The sequence below is a fragment of the Methanosarcina barkeri MS genome (genome assembly GCF_000970025.1).
Classification (GTDB): Archaea; Halobacteriota; Methanosarcinia; order Methanosarcinales; family Methanosarcinaceae; genus Methanosarcina; species Methanosarcina barkeri.
In genome coordinates this window covers 1536360-1558235 of record NZ_CP009528.1, presented here as the reverse complement: position 1 = coordinate 1558235, position 21876 = coordinate 1536360, and the positions used below count along the sequence as shown (strand labels likewise).

17 protein-coding genes are annotated in these 21876 nt (G+C 37.5%); 8 read left to right on the top strand and 9 right to left on the bottom strand.

The annotated features are described in order from the left end of the window. Positions 1 to 70 precede the first annotated feature (70 nt). Positions 71 to 619, bottom strand: coding sequence for a DUF2284 domain-containing protein (locus tag MSBRM_RS06275; protein WP_218104523.1), 549 nt, complete (start codon positions 617 to 619; stop codon positions 71 to 73). Between the two features lie 894 nt (positions 620 to 1513). On the opposite strand from MSBRM_RS06275, the gene MSBRM_RS21100 reads away from it, so the two are divergent. Continuing rightward, a complete protein-coding gene (locus MSBRM_RS21100; RefSeq protein ID WP_054864487.1) occupies positions 1514 to 1780 on the top strand; it encodes a hypothetical protein in 267 nt (88 codons plus the stop codon). Positions 1781 to 2074: 294 nt separating this feature from the next. Here the strand turns inward: MSBRM_RS21100 and thiE are convergent, their stop codons facing one another. Then, positions 2075 to 2737: a thiamine phosphate synthase gene (gene thiE / locus MSBRM_RS06265; protein ID WP_048155067.1), complete on the bottom strand. Its 663-nt coding sequence runs from the start codon at positions 2735 to 2737 to the stop codon at positions 2075 to 2077. A 214-nt stretch (positions 2738 to 2951) separates the two neighbouring features. Next, complete coding sequence (thiM, locus tag MSBRM_RS06260; RefSeq protein WP_048118801.1) at positions 2952 to 3737, bottom strand: hydroxyethylthiazole kinase; 786 nt, start codon at positions 3735 to 3737, stop codon at positions 2952 to 2954. 1242 nt (positions 3738 to 4979) lie between these two features. On the opposite strand from thiM, the gene MSBRM_RS06255 reads away from it, so the two are divergent. Both MSBRM_RS06255 and MSBRM_RS06250 read left to right on the top strand, forming a co-directional pair. Further along, complete coding sequence (locus MSBRM_RS06255) at positions 4980 to 5357, top strand: response regulator (protein ID WP_048118804.1); 378 nt, start codon at positions 4980 to 4982, stop codon at positions 5355 to 5357. A gap of 337 nt (positions 5358 to 5694) precedes the next feature. Further along, entirely contained in the window at positions 5695 to 6672 is a 978-nt protein-coding gene (locus MSBRM_RS06250; RefSeq protein WP_048118807.1) for an NADH:flavin oxidoreductase, read from the top strand. Positions 6673 to 6873: 201 nt separating this feature from the next. Here the strand turns inward: MSBRM_RS06250 and MSBRM_RS06245 are convergent, their stop codons facing one another. Both MSBRM_RS06245 and MSBRM_RS06240 read right to left on the bottom strand, forming a co-directional pair. Next, positions 6874 to 8250, bottom strand: coding sequence for a HEPN domain-containing protein (locus MSBRM_RS06245; RefSeq protein ID WP_048118810.1), 1377 nt, complete (start codon positions 8248 to 8250; stop codon positions 6874 to 6876). A 729-nt stretch (positions 8251 to 8979) separates the two neighbouring features. Next, positions 8980 to 9972 carry a hypothetical protein gene (locus tag MSBRM_RS06240; RefSeq protein WP_048155064.1) on the bottom strand — a complete coding sequence of 331 codons (993 nt, stop codon included), beginning with the start codon at positions 9970 to 9972 and terminating at the stop codon, positions 8980 to 8982. Positions 9973 to 10332: 360 nt separating this feature from the next. On the opposite strand from MSBRM_RS06240, the gene MSBRM_RS06235 reads away from it, so the two are divergent. Together MSBRM_RS06235 and MSBRM_RS06230 are read left to right on the top strand one after the other, a co-directional pair. Continuing rightward, entirely contained in the window at positions 10333 to 13122 is a 2790-nt protein-coding gene (locus MSBRM_RS06235) for a PKD domain-containing protein (protein WP_048155061.1), read from the top strand. Positions 13123 to 13595: 473 nt separating this feature from the next. After that, entirely contained in the window at positions 13596 to 14300 is a 705-nt protein-coding gene (locus MSBRM_RS06230) for a pentapeptide repeat-containing protein (RefSeq protein ID WP_052712723.1), read from the top strand. A 222-nt stretch (positions 14301 to 14522) separates the two neighbouring features. Here MSBRM_RS06230 and MSBRM_RS06225 read toward each other — a convergent pair whose 3' ends face one another. Beyond that, positions 14523 to 14807 carry a DUF3795 domain-containing protein gene (locus MSBRM_RS06225; protein WP_080941498.1) on the bottom strand — a complete coding sequence of 95 codons (285 nt, stop codon included), beginning with the start codon at positions 14805 to 14807 and terminating at the stop codon, positions 14523 to 14525. Between the two features lie 678 nt (positions 14808 to 15485). Between MSBRM_RS06225 and MSBRM_RS18755 the strand changes: the two genes are divergently transcribed. After that, complete coding sequence (locus tag MSBRM_RS18755; protein WP_052712722.1) at positions 15486 to 16163, top strand: hypothetical protein; 678 nt, start codon at positions 15486 to 15488, stop codon at positions 16161 to 16163. Positions 16164 to 17092: 929 nt separating this feature from the next. Here MSBRM_RS18755 and MSBRM_RS19255 read toward each other — a convergent pair. Genes MSBRM_RS19255 through MSBRM_RS19245 form a run of 3 tightly spaced genes read right to left on the bottom strand, consistent with a single transcriptional unit; the run spans position 17093 to position 17506 of the window. Beyond that, positions 17093 to 17221 (bottom strand): hypothetical protein, encoded by a 129-nt coding sequence (locus MSBRM_RS19255; RefSeq protein ID WP_080941499.1) that lies wholly within the window; start codon positions 17219 to 17221, stop codon positions 17093 to 17095. A 38-nt stretch (positions 17222 to 17259) separates the two neighbouring features. Next, positions 17260 to 17379 (bottom strand): hypothetical protein, encoded by a 120-nt coding sequence (locus tag MSBRM_RS22030; protein WP_176722076.1) that lies wholly within the window; start codon positions 17377 to 17379, stop codon positions 17260 to 17262. Continuing rightward, on the bottom strand, positions 17363 to 17506 hold the full coding sequence (locus MSBRM_RS19245) for a hypothetical protein (protein WP_176722077.1): 144 nt from the start codon (positions 17504 to 17506) through the stop codon (positions 17363 to 17365). Before MSBRM_RS19245 ends, MSBRM_RS22030 begins: the two co-directional genes overlap by 17 nt. A 401-nt stretch (positions 17507 to 17907) precedes the next feature. Between MSBRM_RS19245 and MSBRM_RS06215 the strand changes: the two genes are divergently transcribed. Further along, entirely contained in the window at positions 17908 to 18519 is a 612-nt protein-coding gene (locus MSBRM_RS06215) for a cysteine hydrolase family protein (protein ID WP_048118819.1), read from the top strand. Positions 18520 to 19611: 1092 nt separating this feature from the next. Then, a complete protein-coding gene (locus MSBRM_RS06210; RefSeq protein WP_048118821.1) occupies positions 19612 to 21546 on the top strand; it encodes a DNA/RNA non-specific endonuclease in 1935 nt (644 codons plus the stop codon). The last annotated feature ends 330 nt before the right edge of the window (positions 21547 to 21876 follow it).

The window sequence follows — 21876 nt, the reverse complement described above, 5'->3', positions numbered from 1 at the left end:
ATAGACATTGGTTCAGGCTGCCCTTTTATAGGGAATTCCAGGGGCATACCTGATTCCGCAGCCGTTTTCTTCATATTGATCCCGACAGCGTGTTCCGGAATTCTTGCCATTTTGAATGGATACAGATTCCCTTTTCCACATTACATTTCTCACATAGCCTGCACGACCCGTTCACAAATGCGACTGCGAATTTGAAGCCTTCATTAAAAGCTACCTTTTCGAGCTCCAGCATTGTGGAAGCCGTTTTCTTGCTGTAGTCAAAATATTCTTTCCAGAACTTTGCGGCTTTTTTCCTTGTTTCCTCGGGTTCTGCTGGGTCAAGCCAGGTTTTGTATGGTGCTTTGGCAATTTCTTCATCTGCGATTGCAGGCGACCTGAATTTGACAAGCATTGCGTAGCTGTATTCTTTAAGGATTTCCCTAACCTCGTCAACAGTCGGAACATGCGGCGGGCATGTCAACTTTTTTCCGTATCCTATACAGCCCCTACATTTTAAAACCACTCTTTTCTCTACAAAGACATTGTAAGTGGGAATTATCTTTGCGTCAATTGCTTCCAGTTCCAGAGCTTTTTTCACAAGAAAGTCAAATTCCTCAGGTTTTATGTCTGTTGATGACAAATTCATTTCTTCTAAAAATTTGTTTTCAATAAAAAAGGTCTATTAGCCGTTATTGTGTTGTTCGTATGTTCATGAATAACATTCAGGGTAGCTGTACTCTTTAGGAGCAGCTCTTACTCACTAAGAGCCTATCCCAAAAGTCATTTCGTTCTTAATCATCAAGAATTTTCAGGATTGTTTTCATGATCAGAAACTTGATTGATTGTTCGGAATACAGGATTCAGAGAAGCAATTTTGAGTTTTGGGATCAGCTCTACCTTAAAGCTGAACCTTAAAGCTAAACCTTAAAGCTGAACCTTAAAGCTGAACCTTAAAGCTGATTTAGATAGTTTTTCTACAAAATCCTTTTGAAATTACAACTGGTTTTGTGATTCTGGTTTGACGGAAGTATACAGTGTAAAGTGAATAAATAGGCCTCATTCTTCTGTTTTATTAGAGAATTCAAATTTTTATCCTGCATCTATTGACTTTTTGCGTTACTTATTTTCCAAACGATCTTATTTCGATGAGATGCACTTTTTTAAGTAAACTGTAGTAATTAATATTACCAAGTTCAGGTTGTAAAATTGTTCATTTATTTACGCGAAAAGAATTCAGAAGAATTGTTAGTATAATAAATTTTTATAAAATATTTTGTATAATATGTTTCGTAGCAAGTTTTAGCTTGCCAAATTAAGTATATAGTGGGGATAAAGTGACCAAATATGGAGCAATAAAGTCCGTGATGTTGCTGGTATGTATAGGAATAATAATTGCATTGGTACAGCCCATTGAAGGATAGATGGGGCCTGGAACGATGGGCAATCAAGGATACAATCGCAGCTATGGACCTGGACAGGGGATAGGACCTGGAATGATGGGTTATCCAGTGGACAGAGCATAGCAGAAATACTGGTGGATCGCTATTCCGGAGCTACCTATCCTGAGCCGGGGCCAAATATGATGTGGAACACACGCTTTGGTGTGGGAAGAACTCCGACAGGAGACACTGGTTATGACCTGGCCGGAGCACAGAAACTGGCAGAGAATTTCCTGACTGGCTACCTACCTGAAGCGCAAATACAGGAATCACACGCAATGCCCGGCTATTATACTTTCGATTTCGGGCGAAATGATACCAAGGGCATGCTGAGCGTTAATGCTTTTAGTGGCCATATTTGAGTGCACACCTGGCATGGGCCTTACCTGGGCGAAATGAACGTAACAAGCTAAGAACCTATTCGAAAAGTGGTTGCTTACTGGATAAATTTTACAATATACAATAGAAAAACCGGTACGGATACTCTTATTATTGTAGACCACTCTGATATTGTAGACCTACTACTCTGATATTGTAGATTTATTGTAACTTTTAACATGCATTACTGACTTCTGAAAGGCTCTAAAATGGGAGTTTCTTCAAAAAATGCAGGCATAAGGTGGAGAAAAGTAGAGAATAAGTCCTTTTACTCCTTCTTATGCTTTTTTGTTTCTCCGAATCATATCAATAAAGTATTTAGTTTCTCTTTTTACATCATCACTGCACACAACTGCAGAAATTGAGACCAGGCTGTCAGCTCCGTTTTGAATAACACTCTCGCAGTTATCCTTGTTTATTCCACCAATAGCAACTACAGGAAGTTTTATTGCATCTTTAACTTCTCGAATTTTAAGTGAACCAATTCCTTCTCCTGCATCTTTTTTTGTAGCAGTATCGAATATTGGGCCAAGACCCACATAGTCAGCCCCTAATTTTTCCGCCAGGATTGCTTCTTCCCTGTCATTTACGCTAAGGCCGATTATCTTATCCTCACCAAGGAGCTTTCTTGCCGTTTCAACAGGCATATCGTCCTGGCCGATATGGACTCCATCCGCGTCAACTGCTAAAGCAACATCGATCCTGTCGTTTACCAGAAAGATTGCCCTGCCGCTGCAGATTCTCTTAATTTCTGAAGCCTCTTCGACCATTTCTTTCGTGCTTTTATCCTTTTCCCGGTACTGAACAATCCTGCAGCCTGAATTGACTGCGTCCTTGACATTGGATAAAGTCCCTTTCTTTGAAAGTCCGGAATCTGTCACGAGGTAGAAATCGATTTCTTTTAAAAGGGAACTTTTCCAGCTGAAGCCTTTCTGGTTCATGATAATTAATCCATCCGATACGCACGTTTTTTAAAAACGCTCTTTATAATCTCATTTTTCTGAACTTATGGTTCTTTTTACTTAATTTACCTTTTTCTTCCGAACTTACGATTATTCTCTTTTTCTTCTGAATTTACTTTTTTCTCTTTATCCTCGGAACTTATTGTTTTCCGTTTTTCTTCAGAACTTAATGTTTTCCATTTTTATTCAGAACTTAATGTTCTTCAAAATTCATCATACTTTTTACTTTCTCATCCGACAGGTTGAACACTTCATCATACAGGTTAACCTTGAAACTTCCTGGCCCGTTTGACTTACTGGCTGCAAGTTCCCCTGCGACTCCAAAATAACACAATGCTTCTCTGGACGCTTCACAGTAATCCGGGTTAACTGCAGCAAACAAACCTATTACAGATGCAGCCATGCATCCTGTTCCGACAATTGACCCCATAAGTTCATGTCCGTTCTTAACGATAAAAACCTTATCTCCGTTACTTATAATGTCTTCTTTTCCTGTCATCACAACAACGGAAGAGCTTAATTTTGCAAATTGCTTCGCAATCTTTACAGGGTCCGCCTTAATTGAAGTTGCCTCAACCCCTTTAGTTTCAGCGCTTTCACCTGCCAGTTTTGCAATTTCCGAGTAATTGCCTTTTATAATATCGATACGGACAGAGCCAAGGATTTTTGCAGCCATTTCGTCCCTAAATTTTGTAGCTCCAACCCCGACGGCATCAAGCACGACCGGAATTTTCTTATCGTTTGCAGCGGCAGCAGAGAGAAGCATGGAGTCGATTATTTTGGAAGTAAGAGTTCCGATGTTAAGCACAAGAGCCGATGAAATCCCTGTCATTTCAGCACATTCTTCAGGGGCATGTGCCATTACAGGCAGCGCACCAAAAGCTCTTGTCATGTTTGCACAGTCGTATATAGTTACCCAGTTCGTTATATGATGTATGAGTGGTTTTGTTTCTCTTATTGTTTTTAATGGGTTGTTCATAGAATTCCTCAAAAACGTTTTAAAACACGATTTATCCGCATACTGACAACTTGTGCCAGAGATTTATATCAAATTATTGTAACTAGTGTCGAGTCAATTATCAAGGATTCAATGGCCCCGAATAATTACAATCGATTTTATACGACATTTTGTGTTTGACTCGACATTAGGAATCATCCTGCAGTAAATTACTCATTCCTTATCCTTTGGAAAGATTGCGATTACTTATTTCTTACTCTTTCCACGCGTGGTATTTTCGTCATACTCGTTCATTGCAGTTATTAAAGCTCAGGAATAAGACTTGTTGCCGCACTATCCATATAATAGAGGTACTTAGGTATTTGAAAATTAGCTATGTAGTCTTCAATTTTCATATAATTTTATTCATACTCCAGCTTTTGTATTTCCATCAAATATTCCCGCTTTCGTATACCCATTAAACAAAGGAATTATGCTGTAACATAAAATGACAGAACAGTTTACATTTATATTCCTCTACATAAAGAGCTCATCCCAAAACTTGATTTAATTTCGGTATTGTTGCTGGCATTACAACTTCAAAGTATGATTTTTCTAGTACACTGCTTAACTTCAGTAATCAATTTTTAATTGAGTCAACTAAAGTGTTAATTTTTAATCAAGTCAACTAAAGTATTAATTGTTAGAGACTTTGGTAGTACAACTTATATTGATGTTTAGAAATTGTAAAGTTTGGAATTAAGTCGCGTATAAAATTAACAATCAGAGTTCAAAATCCAAAAGCCCGATTAGTTACTTACAAGAGATCTAAACTTATAAGAGATCTAAATAAATAATTTAGAGTTTTAAGATCAAATCAAATAGTCGTTCTTCGCCGGACAAAGTTTGATCTCCATGAATTTATACTAACTCTGGTTCTATACCACTCACTGGTTCCAATAGTTTTCTTTTGCCAGTGTTGTTAATGTTAAATTTTTGGTTGAGATTCACAGTAGTGAATGCGTGGAATAGGATTGTGTTGATAAAATACGTTTTCCTGAAACCAGTAGTTCGAAATAGTGGCACAATTACAGGAAGATCAGACATACTCTTTATCAGTTTTGAACGAAAAAATTAATAAAGTACAACGTCGTTTATTTCGTAAAATTTACGAGTAAGTTTTTATTTATAGATAACCTGAGGAGTACTCGACTAAAAAAGCATGAGTGAAAAACATGGAAATAACATAATTATCTTTATAAAAATAAAAAGAAGGAATTGTAAATGGCACGAGTTATGATCGTAGAAGATGCTGAGTTCATGCGAATAGCGATCCGGGATACACTTTTTAAACATGGGCATGAAGTAGTTGCCGAAGTGGCTGACGACGATGAAGCCATTGAAAAATATATGGAGGTAAAACCAGACCTCGTTTTAATGGACATAATAGCGCCGGATAACGTGCCAAACAATATGAATTGGAAAAATTTGTTAAACAAGTTTCGTATCATAGACCAGGAAGCAAAAATGGCAATGTTTTCCTCTCTCGGACAGCAGATCATCATAACAGAATCTCTAAAAATAGGCGCTATGGGATTTATGGTAAATCCTTTTGAACCCGAGATTTTGAATATAATTAGAATAATTGCCGAGCCAAACTAACTTGAAAGTGAAATTATAATTGATTTCCAGGCTTTTGCAAATTATTCGTCCTCTACATAGATTTTAAATTCAAGCAAGTTACAGTAGATACTCAAATAGTGTTATTCAGGTTTCCCGATTCTTTACTGTGAGTTTTTTTTGATTTATTAAACATCTTTTGTTAGATATTTTGATAGATAGTTAGATATTTTGTTAGTAGATAAATAGAGAATTCTACAAAAATGTGACCATGTTTCTCATTCTCGGAATTTTTGTGGCAAAAATCATATAGGAAGAGATCAAGGGAATTCATTAAAATTCACTAACCCCAGAAAAAAGAAATTAGCGGGAAAATAAAATGACTGAGATAACAGATGAATTAGTGATTCGTGGGAATCACATAAAAAACCGAATTGTGATGCCTCCTATGGTTACTTTTTCCTTTCATGGGGACAATGGCTCTTACTATGGCAAGCAGCACATTGAACATTATACGAAACGTGCAAAAGGCGGTGCCGGCCTTATCATCGTACAGGCGACCAGCGTTTTTGGGGCTATAGATTCAACAGGTATGTGGTCGGCAGGTGATATCTCAGCTTTAAAGCAAATTGCGAGCAACTGCCATGAATATGGTGCAACAGTAATGATGCAGCTTCATTGCGGCAATATGGATATTAACGAATTGTCAACCGAAGAAATTCATTCGATGCAAAAAAATATGAAGCGTGCGGCTATTCGTGCCTGTGAAATAGGGTTTGACGGCGTTGAATTTAATTTTGCACACGGATTTACCTTATGTAAGTTTCTTGATGCCTCTTACAATCGCCGAACTGATAAGTACGGCGGCGACGTTCTATACAGGGCAAGAGTTTTAACACAAATTTTGCCGGAGATTCGAAACAACACTCCTAAAAATTTCATTGTTAGTGTGCGCATGGGTGAGCATCTGCCGGAAAGCAAGGACGGCGTTGAAGCAGCCAAAGCCTTTGAGAAAGCCGGTATTGATTTACTGCACATTTCATTTGGCATGCAGCCCCCAACAAACCCGGTTCCAGACGGTTTCATTTGCAGTCCTATAACCTATAGCGGCTGTAAGATCAAAAAAGAAGTAAAGATTCCCGTTATCGCAGTCAATGAAATCCGCAATGAAGAACAGGTACGGTTCTTAATTGAAAATGATTATGTGGATCTTGTTGCTGTTGGCAGGGGTATGTTAACTGACCCTGAATTTGCGAATCATGTGATAAACAGCGAGCCTGTAAATACGTGTTTGGGATGTGAAAGGTGTTTCTGGTTTACTGATCATACATCGTGTCCGGCAGAAAGTAACAAGTGAAATTGTGGGTATGAACTCTACCAAAGTAAGAAAGTAATCGTAAGGGCTGAAATAAAAATTATAAAAGAAGGTAAGGAGTGATGCAATTCACTGAATAAAGGGAGTTGTGCTCTTTGAAATTACCACATTAATCAGCAAATTAAATCGACTTTAATAAAAAAGAATTTTAGTATATTACAAGTAATTTCTTGAATTTACAGTTCACAAGCTTTCTTTACATAGCCCATATTTCTTCAGATTCTCTTCAGGTCTAACAATTCTATCCAATTCTTCCCTATAACTTTTTGATACAATAGCATGGTTTACAAGGTTAAAAATATCATTTTTAGTGTACCCGTTTGACGAGAAAAGAAGAAACATATTAAGTAACCTTCGAGAATATTCTTCTGCCTTTGTTACATACTTTTCTTCTACTACCAAGGAACTACCGTGAATAATTTCACTTCGCTTACCATATAGCTTCTTGACGCATTTAGCAATGGAAATTATATCTTCATCATTTCTTCCGATAATTAAAGAAATTCGGTTTGATAATTTATATAGAATTTCAGTTTTTTCGCCTTCTGATGAGCATAAAGATTCCATTAACAACATAAGGAAAATAAACCTATGTTCGATATTAAATTCATAGAAATATCTGTTGAACCACTCAATAGATCTTGAAATAGATTTATCCTTTTGCGCAGATATTATTTTATCAGAATTTTTTACCAGAATATACGTTCTTCTCAAATCAGTTATTTCCTCTTTACTTAGAAAATAATGGTAAGAGTTTAACAATGGATTATCATAATTGGTGATGCCGTGGATACTAGACAATTTCTTCTTCCAAGGTAATAGTAGCTTATCAGATCTACGATTAGCCCAGAATTTATCACTTTTTAAGAGCCTCATAGCTAAAATTACAAATGAAATTAAGTCATAGTCAGAATGAATATCAGAACTTTTAGTTTTTATCGAAAGCTGTTCAATCACGTATTTAGTACTCTTTAACTTATCTTTGAAACTAACTGAGTTTTGATCAAAAGATGAGATGAGATCCCATATTTCGTTAAGCTCATCAGGTGTTATTTTTCTAATACTCAAACCTTCGTCAAGTGTGATGCTTTCGGTGTCACTTTCAAACCCTATTAGAGGACAAATAGAAACGGATTCATAATCCTTTGAAAGTAATGAATCTATGTATTCTTCAAAAATGTAATCGAATTTCTTTTGGTCGAAATCGACTTTTTCTGGATTAACTCCCTCTAAGTAGTCTCGGATAAAAGACGATAAAATAACAAAGTAACTGCAACTGTGTGGTCTTAGTTGTTTATTCTCAGAAACAAGTTGAAGACAATGGTTATAAGTTTTTAAAGAGTATATATTAGGAATAACAGAAATAAGATCATAAACTTTATGTGATTTTTCTTGGTAGCCATTATGAAGAGGTACTACTTTCAGAGTCTCACGTATTGGGATGTCCTCTCTATTTTGAATATATTTTGGTAAAATAGATAAAACTTCTAGTATTAAATTTTGAAAACTTTCACGGATTTCGCGATCTGCTGAACTCAAATTGTCTTGTTTGTCAATCATAATTTAAACCACACTTCTAATTGAATAATGACTAATAAAAAATTATCTAGAATCTCTCTAAAGTTTGATCAATTTTCCTTTCCGGAAAAGCTATAAGTAAATGCGGTCAAGACTGTAGTATCTAGTTGCTCTCCTTTTGACTTACTTATGACAAACCCTATTATATGCATTCAAATAGTCAAGTAGTTCATTAGTTTGTGGTTGGTATTTTATGTACTAAGTCAAATCTACTCCAGTGAACTAACTTAGTTGAAAAATAAAAAGAATTGAAAATGCTAAACTCATTTTGGAAACACTATCAATTGAATATTAGATAATAACCAACTTTTACAACATTTCACTGTTAACTTTTTGAAGAGTTCTTATTGTATGGAGCTTGATAAAATAACTCGAGAAGAATCCTTTAAAGAAACCCAAAGTTCGCAGGGAATTTGCGAACAATCACTGAAATTACGTAAAAGAACGCCACGGGTCATGAGAAAAAATTTAGGTTAAGTAAATAAACACTGATGCATTTTTCTTTTATTTTTTCTGCACTCTAAATTTCTAATTTCCTCAAACCTAACTCATATATATTCTATCTTGTCATTTAAATTGATAAATACTCCATGTTTATTGTCAGAAATTAAAAGAAGAAAATGAGAAATATTTGCAACTACCGCTTAGCTGAGGACTTTCTAGCTTTATACTCCGTCCTAAAAAGAAAAAGAGGCTTTCGCCTTAAGAATTTCAAGCTGAAATATTATACAAATATATATCTCTGTTTTCCTGGTATTCTGGGTTATTTCGTGTGTCTACATATACAACTTTATCGTCGTAAATTGCAGGCTCTCTTGCATAAGTGCTGCTTGTAATACGAGTTGTCTTATTAGTTGAGATATTGTACATATAAATGTCACTTGAGAAGTTGTTTCCTACCCAGTATGCTCTTTCCCACACTATTCTATCACCATATACATCTAGACTGATCGGATAGCCATCAAATGTTACTTGACGTGTTTTGTGCTTGGCAATATCTCGCATATAGACATACCTTGATCCATTTTGGTTTTCTGTCCACACGACAATATTTCCATAAATTTTACCGTCCTCTGCTTTACCACTTCTACTGATGTCGCTTACTCTCTTTGTAGGTATGTCATATATGGAAATGTTTGCACTCCATTCGCCTGGATTTACTTGAGTTGACCGTTTCCATACAATCTTATTTCCGTAAATTGCAGGATCAAAATAGGCATGCTCATATGGAGTTATTTGAGTTTCTTCATTGGTGCTGAGATTGTATAAATACAAACTATTATACTCAGCATTTTGAGAATAGGCAGGCTGACCGTCAGTATATTTTGACCTTACGTACACGACATTATCACCATAGATCGCTGGTGTACTTGCGTTAACAATTTCCATTTTTTTGCCAGTGGAAATGTTATACACAGTTATGTTTCCATCATCCCACCATGTAATTTTATCTCCATGAATAGATGAGCTACTATCCGCACGTCCTATCCCGGTTATGTTTCCGGTAGTCAAGTTATACATGAAAACTCCGTTACCAAAAGTATCAGCCCATGTAACAACGTTGCCATAGATCGATGGACTCAACGTTAGCCTCCAACTTACGAGCATAGTCTCTTTGCCAGCGTTTGCTATTGATGTAAAACTTGTAAGAAAAATCAAAACAAATACCAGATGTATTATTTTGTTTCCCACATTAATCCCCATAAAGGATATAATACTGGAAAACTACATCAACATTGCTGATCATTAGCAATATGGGGGAAAAGGGAGAAAAACAATTGAAGGAAAGTACTTACTTTTTCAATATTTGATTATTGGTTTTCGGATAGGACGGATAGAATCTACATTAGGCAGGCGTTATTTGCAATTATTTTGTTTTAACTACAATTACTGATTGTGTTTTTCATTTTTATTTGAAGTAGTTGTGTTTTTGACAACTCTAAATTGTCATCATATTTAGAGTATTCAGTCAATCACAGATTGAAATTCAAAGGAAATAGTAAAAATTATTGAAAAACGGTCAGTAATTATATTTTTTTAATGAGGTGTGTTGAGGGTAAATAAATGGCAAATAAGGAAAAGTTACATTCAATACCTTTAGTGTTAATGGCATTATTTTTCGTATTTTTTGTTTCAAACTCAGCTGTAACGTTAGCTGCCCAGGAAATTAAGCTCTCAGAGGATATTGGAGTAAATGGAGAGACTTCTATTTACGGTGAGAAAGTGGTGTGGTCATATTGGGACAAAATTCATCTTTATGACCTAAAAACCGGAAATGATACTATAATTACCATGCCTGAACATTATTATTACGTAGCACGTCCTGCTATTTATGATAATAAAATTGTATACTGTCTTTATAATGGAAATGAGAATCCAGTTAGGGTCAGACTTTACGTGTATGATACACTTAATTCTACAAGTTCACTAATCACAGAGAATTTGTCCTATTGTGTTCCTGATATTTACGGTGATATTATTGTGTGGGCTGAGGAACGCAACTACAAGACTGATGTCTACATGTACAATATTTCCACTCATACACAAACTCAGATAACCACAAGAGGATCTGCAAGTAACCCTTCAATATATGAAAACAAAATAGTGTGGGTGGGTTACGGGGACAATGGAACTATTATAGATAAAAATAACAATTCCATTAGCAGAGATAGTATTTGCATTTATGACCTTTCCACTAAGAAGGAAACTATGATCAATACTATCGGAAGAGCATATGCTCCCGTGATCTACAGTGATAGGATAGTATGGCAGGGTAGTCGCAATTCAGACTTTACTGGTGGAAGAGGGGATGTCTACATGTATAACCTCTCAACTGAGAAAGAAAGCCGGATCTCTTACAACGGACAGTCCTCGTCAGGTTCGCCTCCAGCTATCTATGGTGATAGGATAGTGTGGCAGAACCACCACAACGGAAACTACAATATTTACATGTACAATCTCTCAACTCAAAAGGAGACTCAGATTACCACCAGTGGAAGTGCAATGGGACCTGATATCTACGGAGACAGGATAGTGTATAGAGATAATCGTCAAAGATTGCCCCCTGGCGATGGTTATTTTTGTGATATCTATGTGTATGATCTCACTGCTAGACCCATAGAATCACAAGCTGGGTTTACATCCAATGTGACTTCCGGAATAGCACCTCTAACGGTATTATTCACTGATACCAGCACTGGTGGAGTACCAACTTCCTGGCATTGGGACACTGGCGACGGTATTTACTCAAAACATGCCATGAATGCAACCCATACGTTTACAAACCCAGGGGTGTATAACGTTACTTTAACAGTTACAAATGAAGCCGGCAATAGTACGGTAACGAAACCGAATTATATTACAGTAACTCCTCCACAACCACCAGTGGCAGATTTTTATGCTAATGTAACCTCTGGAAAAGCACCTCTAATGGTGTATTTCTATGGTAGAATTATTGGCAAAGCTACAAGTAAAGGCGAAGAACCTATTTCCTGGTATTGGGATTTTGGCGATGGCATTTATTCAAAACACACCACGAATGCAATCCACACATTTACAAAACCAGGGATTTACACAGTAAATCTTACCGTAGGAAATTTTGTGGGTAATAGTACAGCGACAATGCCAAATTACATAGTTGTTATCGATCCAAAAGCCCCCGATGCAAATTTTAGTAGTAACATTATCGAGGGTTATGCTCCCCTGACGGTAAAGTTTAATGACACTTCTCAAAATGCAACGTCAAGGGTATGGGACTTCGACAATAATGGAAAAACAGACTCAACCGATGTAAATCCTGTTTATACATTTACAACGCCAGGAATCCATACTGTTAACCTGACAGTAAGAAATGCTTATGGCACTACCTCAAAAACTGATACAATAATTGTACTTACAGAAAATGAGATCCGGATTACAACCAGCGAATTAGCATCCAATCCTGATATCTATGGTAACAGAATAGTATGGCAAGACCTTCGCAACGGAAACTACGATATCTACATGTACGATCTCTCCACTTCCAGAGAAACCAGGATCACTGCTAATGAATCAAATCAGACATATCCTTCACTCTACTGTGATAGAATAGTATGGCAAGATGATCGTAATGGACAGTATAATATCTATATGTACAATATATCTACTTCCAAAAAAACTCAAATAAGCACTAGCGGGCGCGCTCAGAGACCTAAAATATATGGTGACAGGATAATGTGGATGGATTATCGAACTAGAAATAAAGGTATTTATATGTACGATCTCTCCACTTCCAAGGAAACTCGAATAATTTCAAACGGAATACCTCTATTTATTAATATGGAAGGTAACTTGATAGTCTGGGATGACCTTCGATACATAAGTCCGGATATTTATATGTACGATCTCTCCACTTCCAAGGAAACTCAAATAACCTCCAACGGAGAAGCAACATTCCCTAACGTCTATGGTAACAGGATAGTGTGGAAAGAGTGGCACAGAGAAGATGTCACCACCGATATCTACATGTACGATTTATCCACTTCCAAGAAGACTCAGATTACTACCAATAAATCAAGTCAATACTATCCTGCTATTTATGGTAATAAGATAGTATGGCAGGATGATCGAAATGGAAACCTGGACGTTTACATGTACGATCTCTCAACTCAGAAGGAGACTCAGATTACCACTAGCGGAGGTGCACAAGATCCTGATATCTATGGAGACATGATTGTATATAAGAAGGATAGTCGTCAAAGATTACCCGTTGATCATGTTTTTTTTAGTGATATCTATATGTATGATCTCACTGCTAGACCCATGGAACCACAAGCTGGATTTATATCCAATGTGACTCTGGAACAACACCTCTAACGGTGTTATTTGCTGCTACAAGTAAAGGTGAAACTTACAAGTAAAGGCAAAGCACCTGTTTCTTGGTATTGGGATTTTGGCGATTGTTTTATCCCAAAACATATCTTTTTAAATATTTTTTATTATGGTTGTATATCGTGTACAGGTGACCAATTATTTTACTCCAACTTTGAATTTGTTTCATTTTACGTAATCATTCCACAATGCCAAAATGGAATTGAAATTTATTCAACGTTTAAACTTTTGCGTCGCCTGCTTTTCTTTCAGAGCACAAAATGTTATTATTAATTTTTAAAATGTTTTTACTTTTGTGAAAGCACATAAACGCAAGCAAAACCCATATCGAAGAGTTTCCTCTTTTTTAAAACACAACCAGTATGTAAACTATACTTCGGATGAACGAACCCCCGGATAACGGAAGGTTTCTTCCTAGAATAGTAATATTTATTTTTATGGAGCGCCAATTATTACATATGAATATTATAGAGAGAAAAAACTATAGAGGAGTTGACCTTCCAGGCGCCCATCTTGAAAAAAATAACCTTATATGGGCTAACTTTCAAGACGCTAACCTTCAGGAAGCTTATCTCATAAAAGCTAACCTTACACAGGCTGATCTTCAAGGAGCTAACCTTTATAGAGCTGACCTTCGCGGGGCTGACCTTCGCGGGGCTAACTTTCAAGAGGCAAACCTCCAGGAGGCTAACCTGCAAGGAGCCGACCTCTCAAATTCGTACCTTTTAGAGGGTATAGGCACTAATCTTCAAGGAGCTAATCTCCAGGGAGCTAATCTCCAGGGAGCTAATCTTACAAGGGCTAACCTTAAGGGAGCTAACCTTAAAGGAGCGAAACTCCAGTTATCCAATATCCATTTGGCTAACTTGCAAGGAGCTAATCTTCAAGGAGCTAACTTTCAGGGAGCTAATCTTCATGGAGCTAACCTTCGTGGGGCTGACCTCCAGGCAGCTGATCTTTATGTAGCTGATCTTCAAAAGTCTGACCTTCAAGAAGCTAACCTTCAAGAAGCTAACCTTCAGGAAGCAAACCTTCAAGGAGCTAAGCTAACTAATGTGAAAAACTTATCATTTGACCAGCTCTCTAAAGTAAAAACCCTTCATAATGCAAAATTAGATGACAAAAATTTTACGCTACTTAATGAGCAATACATTACCGCTTGAAAATCTCAGGTAAAAACGAGTTAAGAATAATACTGAAACTTTCAAGTGGTTACATCAATTTTTTTTGTTTATCGACTCCAAACGTAACTGTTTTAAGGTATCTATTTTTGATTATACTTATCAGGAATGGTTTAATCTAATGAGCCGAATTTAAAAAAATTAAGTTACTACTATTCTATACCTTTTATGATGCTTCTTCTGGATTTAATTTTGATCTGAAGTTCACCTTAATCCTTTCAAGATGAGAAGTCTGTCCTGAATTGATTTTTGATGTTCCTCTTCACTCAAGGAAGGATCCTTTAAAGAAACCCAAAGTTCGCAGGGAATTTGCGAACAGTCGCCGCAATTTTGATAACCTTTTTCCTTAACGCATTTGTAAACAGGGCAGACATCAGCACCAATATGCTGAGCCCAATAAACCTTGCCTTCAATTGCATTACAACCGGCGCATTCATTATTCAGGAGAGGACACCCATCACAATTTACTCCACATACACAAATCATCATATACCTTCCGTAAACAATTTTATAAAATATAAACAAATTTTGAGGTTTAAGGTAAATAACTGTTTTAGGTTATTCAAATTATTGAGTACATTTAGTTAGCTTTTGAAGCTCACTATGTCATATTTACCTTTATTTCCAAAAGTTGTCTGAAATTTATAATACTTTGCCAAGTAAGTTGAAAGTATTCTTCGATTTCAAAAACTACTTTTTTTAGGATTAACGGTTTTAAAATATTATCAGAAAAAGCAGCGAACCAAACTTTCTGCACTAAACTTATTTTCTGCACTAAACTTATTTTATACTTTATTCACAGATTTAACTATAAAAAATCTCTACACTTTATTAGTTTTAGATATTAGTCTCAAGCATTTTGGGATAATTCTTTTAGATTTATGGTTTTTTAGAAAATGGGCATACTGCCGTGGAATAAAACGAAAGCAAGAAGATAAAATGATGTTATTCAATCGTAAAATTCAAAATAGTTATAAAGTAGCATAATTCGATAGTTTGTGCAGAAAGTTTATAAAAAGTGCCTCAAAAGTAATGTGCGGAGTTTAAATGCGTCTATCAAACTAAATTTGAAACCCACATACCCAGAGGCGAGAAATGATAGCTTTGAGAGTACTTGAGGTTTGTTTATTCCTGCCTCTTGAATAAAAGAAAAGAGGTAAAGAGTAGATGATAGTAAAGAAAAAATTTGGAATAAGTGCGATATTTGCAACAATACTATTAGCAGCCATCTTGTCAGTGTCGATCGCAAGTGCACAAGAAAATGAGACCACACAAGAAAATATGACTATGGAGCTTACCTTTGGCCCGGAAACTCTTGATAAACTGAAAAATGATCCGTATTGTGTTGCTGCATATGGAAGCATACCAGCTTTTACAACTTCGGAGGAGAGGTATCAATGGATTAACACCCTCAGTAACATACTGGACAATTTATATAATTCAAGTTTTATGCAAGACCAGGAAAATTTGAAGTATTTTGATCCATTTGGCCCTATTAAAACTTCTGGTATAACCTTTGATGGTGTTATAGAGATAAGTGTTAACAATAGTTCAAAAGTTGATAAGCCTTTGTTGGACGAATTCTATCAGCTTATTGACACAAAAGCAAGCAGTATGGGGGTTAAAGAAGTTCCTGTAGTGTTCATGCGCGAAGATGACCTACCTCTGGATGATCTTGAACCTCCAAGCTCGACGGAGAATGATGAAAACTCTGTTAATGATAGTATTTCTAACACAAGTGACTCGAATGAAAATAAATCGAGTAAGGTTAACTCAACTCCAGGTTTCGAATTATTGGGAAGCCTGGTTTGCCTATACGGTGGCTGGAAGCTCAGGAAAAAGTAAAGTAAGAACGGATTGCATCCTGAAATAGAGTTTGGTGAACTGAGAATTAAGGGTTTATAAGAGATACATTGTGTCATATTAATAGTAACGTGACTATTATTCTGTAACTTTCTATCTCTTATATACTATATTTTTTCATCAAAAATAGGGTTTTATTATCTATACCAATGCAGAAGCCAATAATATAAAACTTCTGAATTACCAGGTATTATCTTTTTGGGTTCTTTCATCGAGAGATAACAGATTACTATATCTGTTAACTCTCTCTTGCTAACGCCAATTTAACAAGCACAAAGTTTACTATTGATCAAAAACCTTCAAAAATAAAAAATGACTTTCCCTACGTATTGAGTAAATGACTTTCCCTACGTATTGAGTAAATGACTATCCCTGCATATTGAGCGCAAGACTTCTTTTTTGTTTAGAATCAAAATGAAAAAAATAAACTAATACTTCAGGTAATTATTCAGAAAAACTATCCGAACACTGATAAACCTTCCTTCAGTAGCAGAGAAGATTTAAACCAGAACAGCAGGAAAATTCATGGATTTAATAAAAACTGCCTGTAATATCTTTGAAGGGCAGACCTTGCTTTATTGACGGAATCCCCGGTTGAGATACGTCCTGACCAGCTTATATATATCCCCGCGGGTTTCGGTACAGGATACATATAATACCTGCAATACACTTCTCAAATTTCGGACTATAGACCAGCCTGCTAATTCAGAGAATAGTATAGAGATACTCGAATTAAATAAATAAGACTGGATAATACAGGCCACGGTAGATATTAAGGTTTTTGTGGCAGTGTCAATTATAGAGACACTATCGCCTCTTCCATTAGGAATATATGCATAAATACTGGGAGTGAGTTCTTCCCCATTCCGGGGTATGGAAGGTAAATCTGTTTCAGGTAGTTTACCTGTGAACTACCTGATTACCATTGGATTGCTTTCTACCTTCACAATAGCTGTAACTTTGTTTGTACCGGTATTGATTACAGAGACGGTGCCATCATTGTAGTTAACCACATACGCACTTGTCCCTTCAGGGTTCACTGAAACACCAACAAGTCAGCTCCTTACATTCACCGTGGTTACGACGTGTTTGTGGTCGCATTAATTACAGAGACAGAATTGCCCTGCCGGTTAGCCAGATAAATGTTTTTTCCGTCTGGACTGACTGCAACCCCGTAAGGATTATTTCCTACCCTCAAAGGTGACTGTAACAGCGTCGGTTGCAGTGTCAATTATAGAAACAGTGCTATTTTTTCCATTAACCACATAGACAGTTACTCCACTCGGGGAGACTGCGATTTCCTCAGGCAGTTTTTCCACATTCACAGTGCCCATTAATCAAAATTGATACGAATTTCAGAACTATTTCCTGTGATCAGAGACTCATTGATCATTCTTAATTCCATATTTGGAGAAGCAGTTTTGAGTTATGGGATAGACTCATAGCTAAGTAAGTTTATAAAGCGACAAATATTTTCTCTGTAGATTATCTAGTACATTTCAAGGTAACTGAGGTAACATATTACAAGCAAACCCCGCTCTTTCCATCCTTAGACAAGCCACTTTGCCATGCCCGTTGCTTGTGTTTTTGGTTTTCCACAAAGAACCTTATTTAAGCAGCTTAAAATATCTGATCTCATACACGAAGCAGTGAACTTTTTACATACAAGAACCTGCTGAAGTTCATATAATAAATTAAAAGTAGGATCGATAAAAATAAATGTGGTGTGGAATCAAAAAGGAATGGTGAAACCTTGAAAGCCCTGGTTATTATAGATATGACTAACGATTTCGTATATGAAACCTACGAACATGAAGGAACATTATATGAGGGAAAACTTGTAGCCCCTATGGCAAAGGCAATTGTTGACAAAATAGCCAGGCTGATAATAAAGGTGGTAAAAGGGGGAACAGTCAGTGTTATCAGGATTCCGAAAGATCACCTAAACGCCTTTATGAACCCCGAACTCGAACTGAAAGCTGCAGAGCTAGGAATCGATGAAGTATTCATGACAGGCCTGGTTGAGGAAGTCTGCATATACGTTAATAGCCTTGGTTTCCTTGAAAGAGGCTTTCGAACAAATATCGTAAAAGGTTGTACTGCGCCTTTTGATGAAGAAAAAGGGAGAGAAGCTTTTAGCGAACTTACGGGATGCGGAGCAAAAATGGTTGATGATATTCCTGAAGACATAAAGGTTATCCTGCTCCTTGAAGACGAACATGATGAAAATTCCGAAGAAATAAAGTCAGGAGACTGGCCACCTCATAATATGAAAGGAACCCCTGGAGCCATGACCGTAAAGACGATCAGGGATGTGCTTGAGGGAAGGTATAGCTAAGTAACCCCGAAATACTCCAGATGCTCACAGAGAAAAGTCTCTGGCTTTCTATTTACCGGATTAAATATATTGAGAGAGTCACATTCGATTATTCTCTTTTTAATTACTAGTACTAGGATTCCGAAAAATAAGGAATTAATTTTGGAATCGAAGCACTAGTGCATCGATTCCAAAGCATGTCCAAAATGAACTTTTTGAAAACCAGATTGAATCACTCTGCGACCGGCTGCTTTTTCCGTGTTACAGAGTTCCATGCGACTTTAAAACAGTATTTGTGTCATTATTTGCGTCAATATTTGCGTCATAAGCTGTAATTATTTTCTTATTATGCATGTATTTGAGAATCAATGCACTAGTTTTCGAAATAGAATTATGCTAGAATCTATGATTGACAGGGTCCATAGGTTAAAATACGTACTTTGCACTAAGATTTTGGATATACACAACGCCAAAAAAGTAAATTCAACTGTGAAAAAACTACATTACTGATTTTTATAAAGTAGACTTATCTAAAATTAATAATTATTTGCAGTTTTTGTTTTTAAGTGCGCATAAAAATTTTTAATATATAGATACAAAGATGATTCCCAATATATATGCGAAAATTAGTTTTATTTTAAAATAGTTATACAATTTTTATACGAAGGTTCAAGTCATCGTTTGTAGCCAGATGATTAAATATATTCAGGAATAATTTATAAATAATTAATATAAGTAAAATGACTAATCTACGTCAGCGCTTCCTTTATAACTGTTTGACTATTTTTTCTCGATGTTCCAGATCTGTGACATTGAGAGGCTTCCGGGATATATAGAAGGAGGGTACAGTTCTTTATATCGAGAGAACATATGTTCAGGAGACAGTCCAAAAGAAAATAAAAATTAAATACTAATATAAAATTCCAAATAATTATATTTATCATTTCTAACATTATATTGAATTATGTGTAAAAATACTAAAAATTGGAGATTATATTATTTACTTTATAGTATTATATTAAAAGTATATTAATGTGCTTATTATAAAAATCAAAATCGCTTTCCTTAAGTTATAATAATTTCAAACTGCTGGGTCATGATGAGGAGAAGGATATGCTTGAAAATGCCCAAAAAGAGCAACATAGGAATGCCTCTGAAAGGTATTATGCCCGAAAAGAAGAGCAACAAAGAAAAGCCTCTGAAAGGTATTATATACGACAGAAAACCGCTGAAATGGAGAAGCCAGGCGAAAGATTCAGGCGCGAAATCATTAGTCCCTTGACAGAGGCACAACCCATAGAGAGACGACTGATCTTTCTTGAACCAAATGATAACCTAGCCCTGGAGAGGATCATGGGAAAGAGCGATCTTGTCGATACCTCCTATCTGGAACTTGGACTGCTCGCAGCCAGACCAGTTTGCAGAATACAGGTCGTGAACCTCTTCGGCAGACCAGAAGGTTACGGTACAGGTTTTCTTGTCGGCCCAAATCTGCTGCTAACGAATAACCATGTCCTCGATACAGCAGAGCTAGCAAAGAAGAGTTTTGCAGAGTTCGAATATGAACAAGATATAAACGGTCGAAAAAAGACATCAAAATCCTTCGACCTGCGACCCGACGAGGTCTTCGTCACCGATCCGGAAATGGACTTCACATTTGTATCCGTGGCTCCCATTGCCACAGAAGGGACAGAGCTTACCGATTACGGATTACTACGTCTCGTGGAAGACACCGGCAAGGTCCGGACCGGCGAATACGTCTCTATTATTCAGCATCCTGATGGTGGTCTCAAAAATTGCTGCCTGCGGGAAAACAAAGTTGTAGATATCTTCGACGACTGGCTGCACTATCTGACCGACACTCAATGCGGAGCCTCAGGCTCACCCGTATTCAACGATCAGTGGCTGGTTGTGGGCCTGCACCATTCAGGAGTGTCAATGAAAGATGCTCAGGGTAACATCCTCAAGACAGACGGTCAGCCCTATCAAGAAGGCATCGATGCACCCAGTACCATTGCCTGGGTGGCCAATGAGGGCGTGCGCATCAGCCGCATCTTCAAGGCACTGGAGTCGCGCAGTGAGAACGAGCCGATGGCAGCCGAAGCTCTGAGAAGGCTTCGCAGCCATGGCACCGGTCCGGTCGGCCCTGCGATCATAACCGCCCCAGAACCCATCCCCGATGCAGTAATGGAGCTGGGAAAACTGCCCATGGAACATTACCGCCTGGCGGATGGTTACAACCCCGATTTCCTGGGTTCTCTGTACCATCTGCCGCTTCCCAAACTGGCCGAGAATCTCCAGTCCAAAGTCGCAACGCTCAAGAACGGAGGTCAGATTCTCACCTATCTGCACTTTTCAATTGTGATGAATGCCGATCGAAGGCTGGCCTTCTATACCGCGGCCAATATTGACGGCAAGAAGCTGGAGAAGATCAAACGCACCCGCGACAAATGGTACTTTGATCCGCGTCTCGACCAGAAATATCAGGCTGGACCCAAATTGTATGAAGATAATCCACTTGACCGCGGACATCTGGTTCGCCGGCTTGATCCCTGCTGGGGACCAAATGCCAGGGACGCGGGAGAGGATACATTCCATTTTACTAATTGCTCGCCTCAGCACAAGCGCCTCAACCAGCATGATTGGCTTGAAGTAGAAGACTACATACTGAAGACCGCAGATAATGCAAATGCGCAGATATCGGTATTCACCGGTCCCGTCTTCCGCGAAGACGATATGATTTACCGCAATGAATACCTCCTGCCTGCCGATTTCTGGAAAGTGGTGGTATTCGTCAATAAGAACGGAAAGTTCGGCGCCACTGCCTACCTGCGCACGCAGAAGAATTATTTGGAGAGCAGGGAGTTCTTCGACGATGAGTTCAAGACCTGGCAAGTACCGGTAGTGCAGGTTGAAGCGCTGACCGGCATATCATTCGGCTTACCTAAAGATGCCGATCCTATGGCCCGGGCAGCAGCTGAAAAGGGTCTGGAAAGCCAGAGGAGCTATCTCCGGAGGATTCGCTCTGCTGCGGATATAATGCTCTGATACGATTACTTGATGGTTGTTGCCACGGATTAGACAATGAAGCACAGTCTTAGCAATGAATTAACAGGGCTCAAGCCGACAAGCCTTTTTTTCGTGTAGGCTTCACTTCATTTTGTGGGCAAGCTCAATTATTGGTCTTTTTTTCTCCGAATTTATAAACATATTAGTAATGAAAGGTCGTAACTTTCCAATCTTGTTAGAAAGAAGCATTGAGAGTAAAGTTTTCCGCCAACACCTTCACCACACCTATTTCATAGTTCAGTTTTATCTTGCCCTATGTTAAGGTCTGTATTGAAGGAGTTCGTGGGTTCGAACACCATACTTTGCACT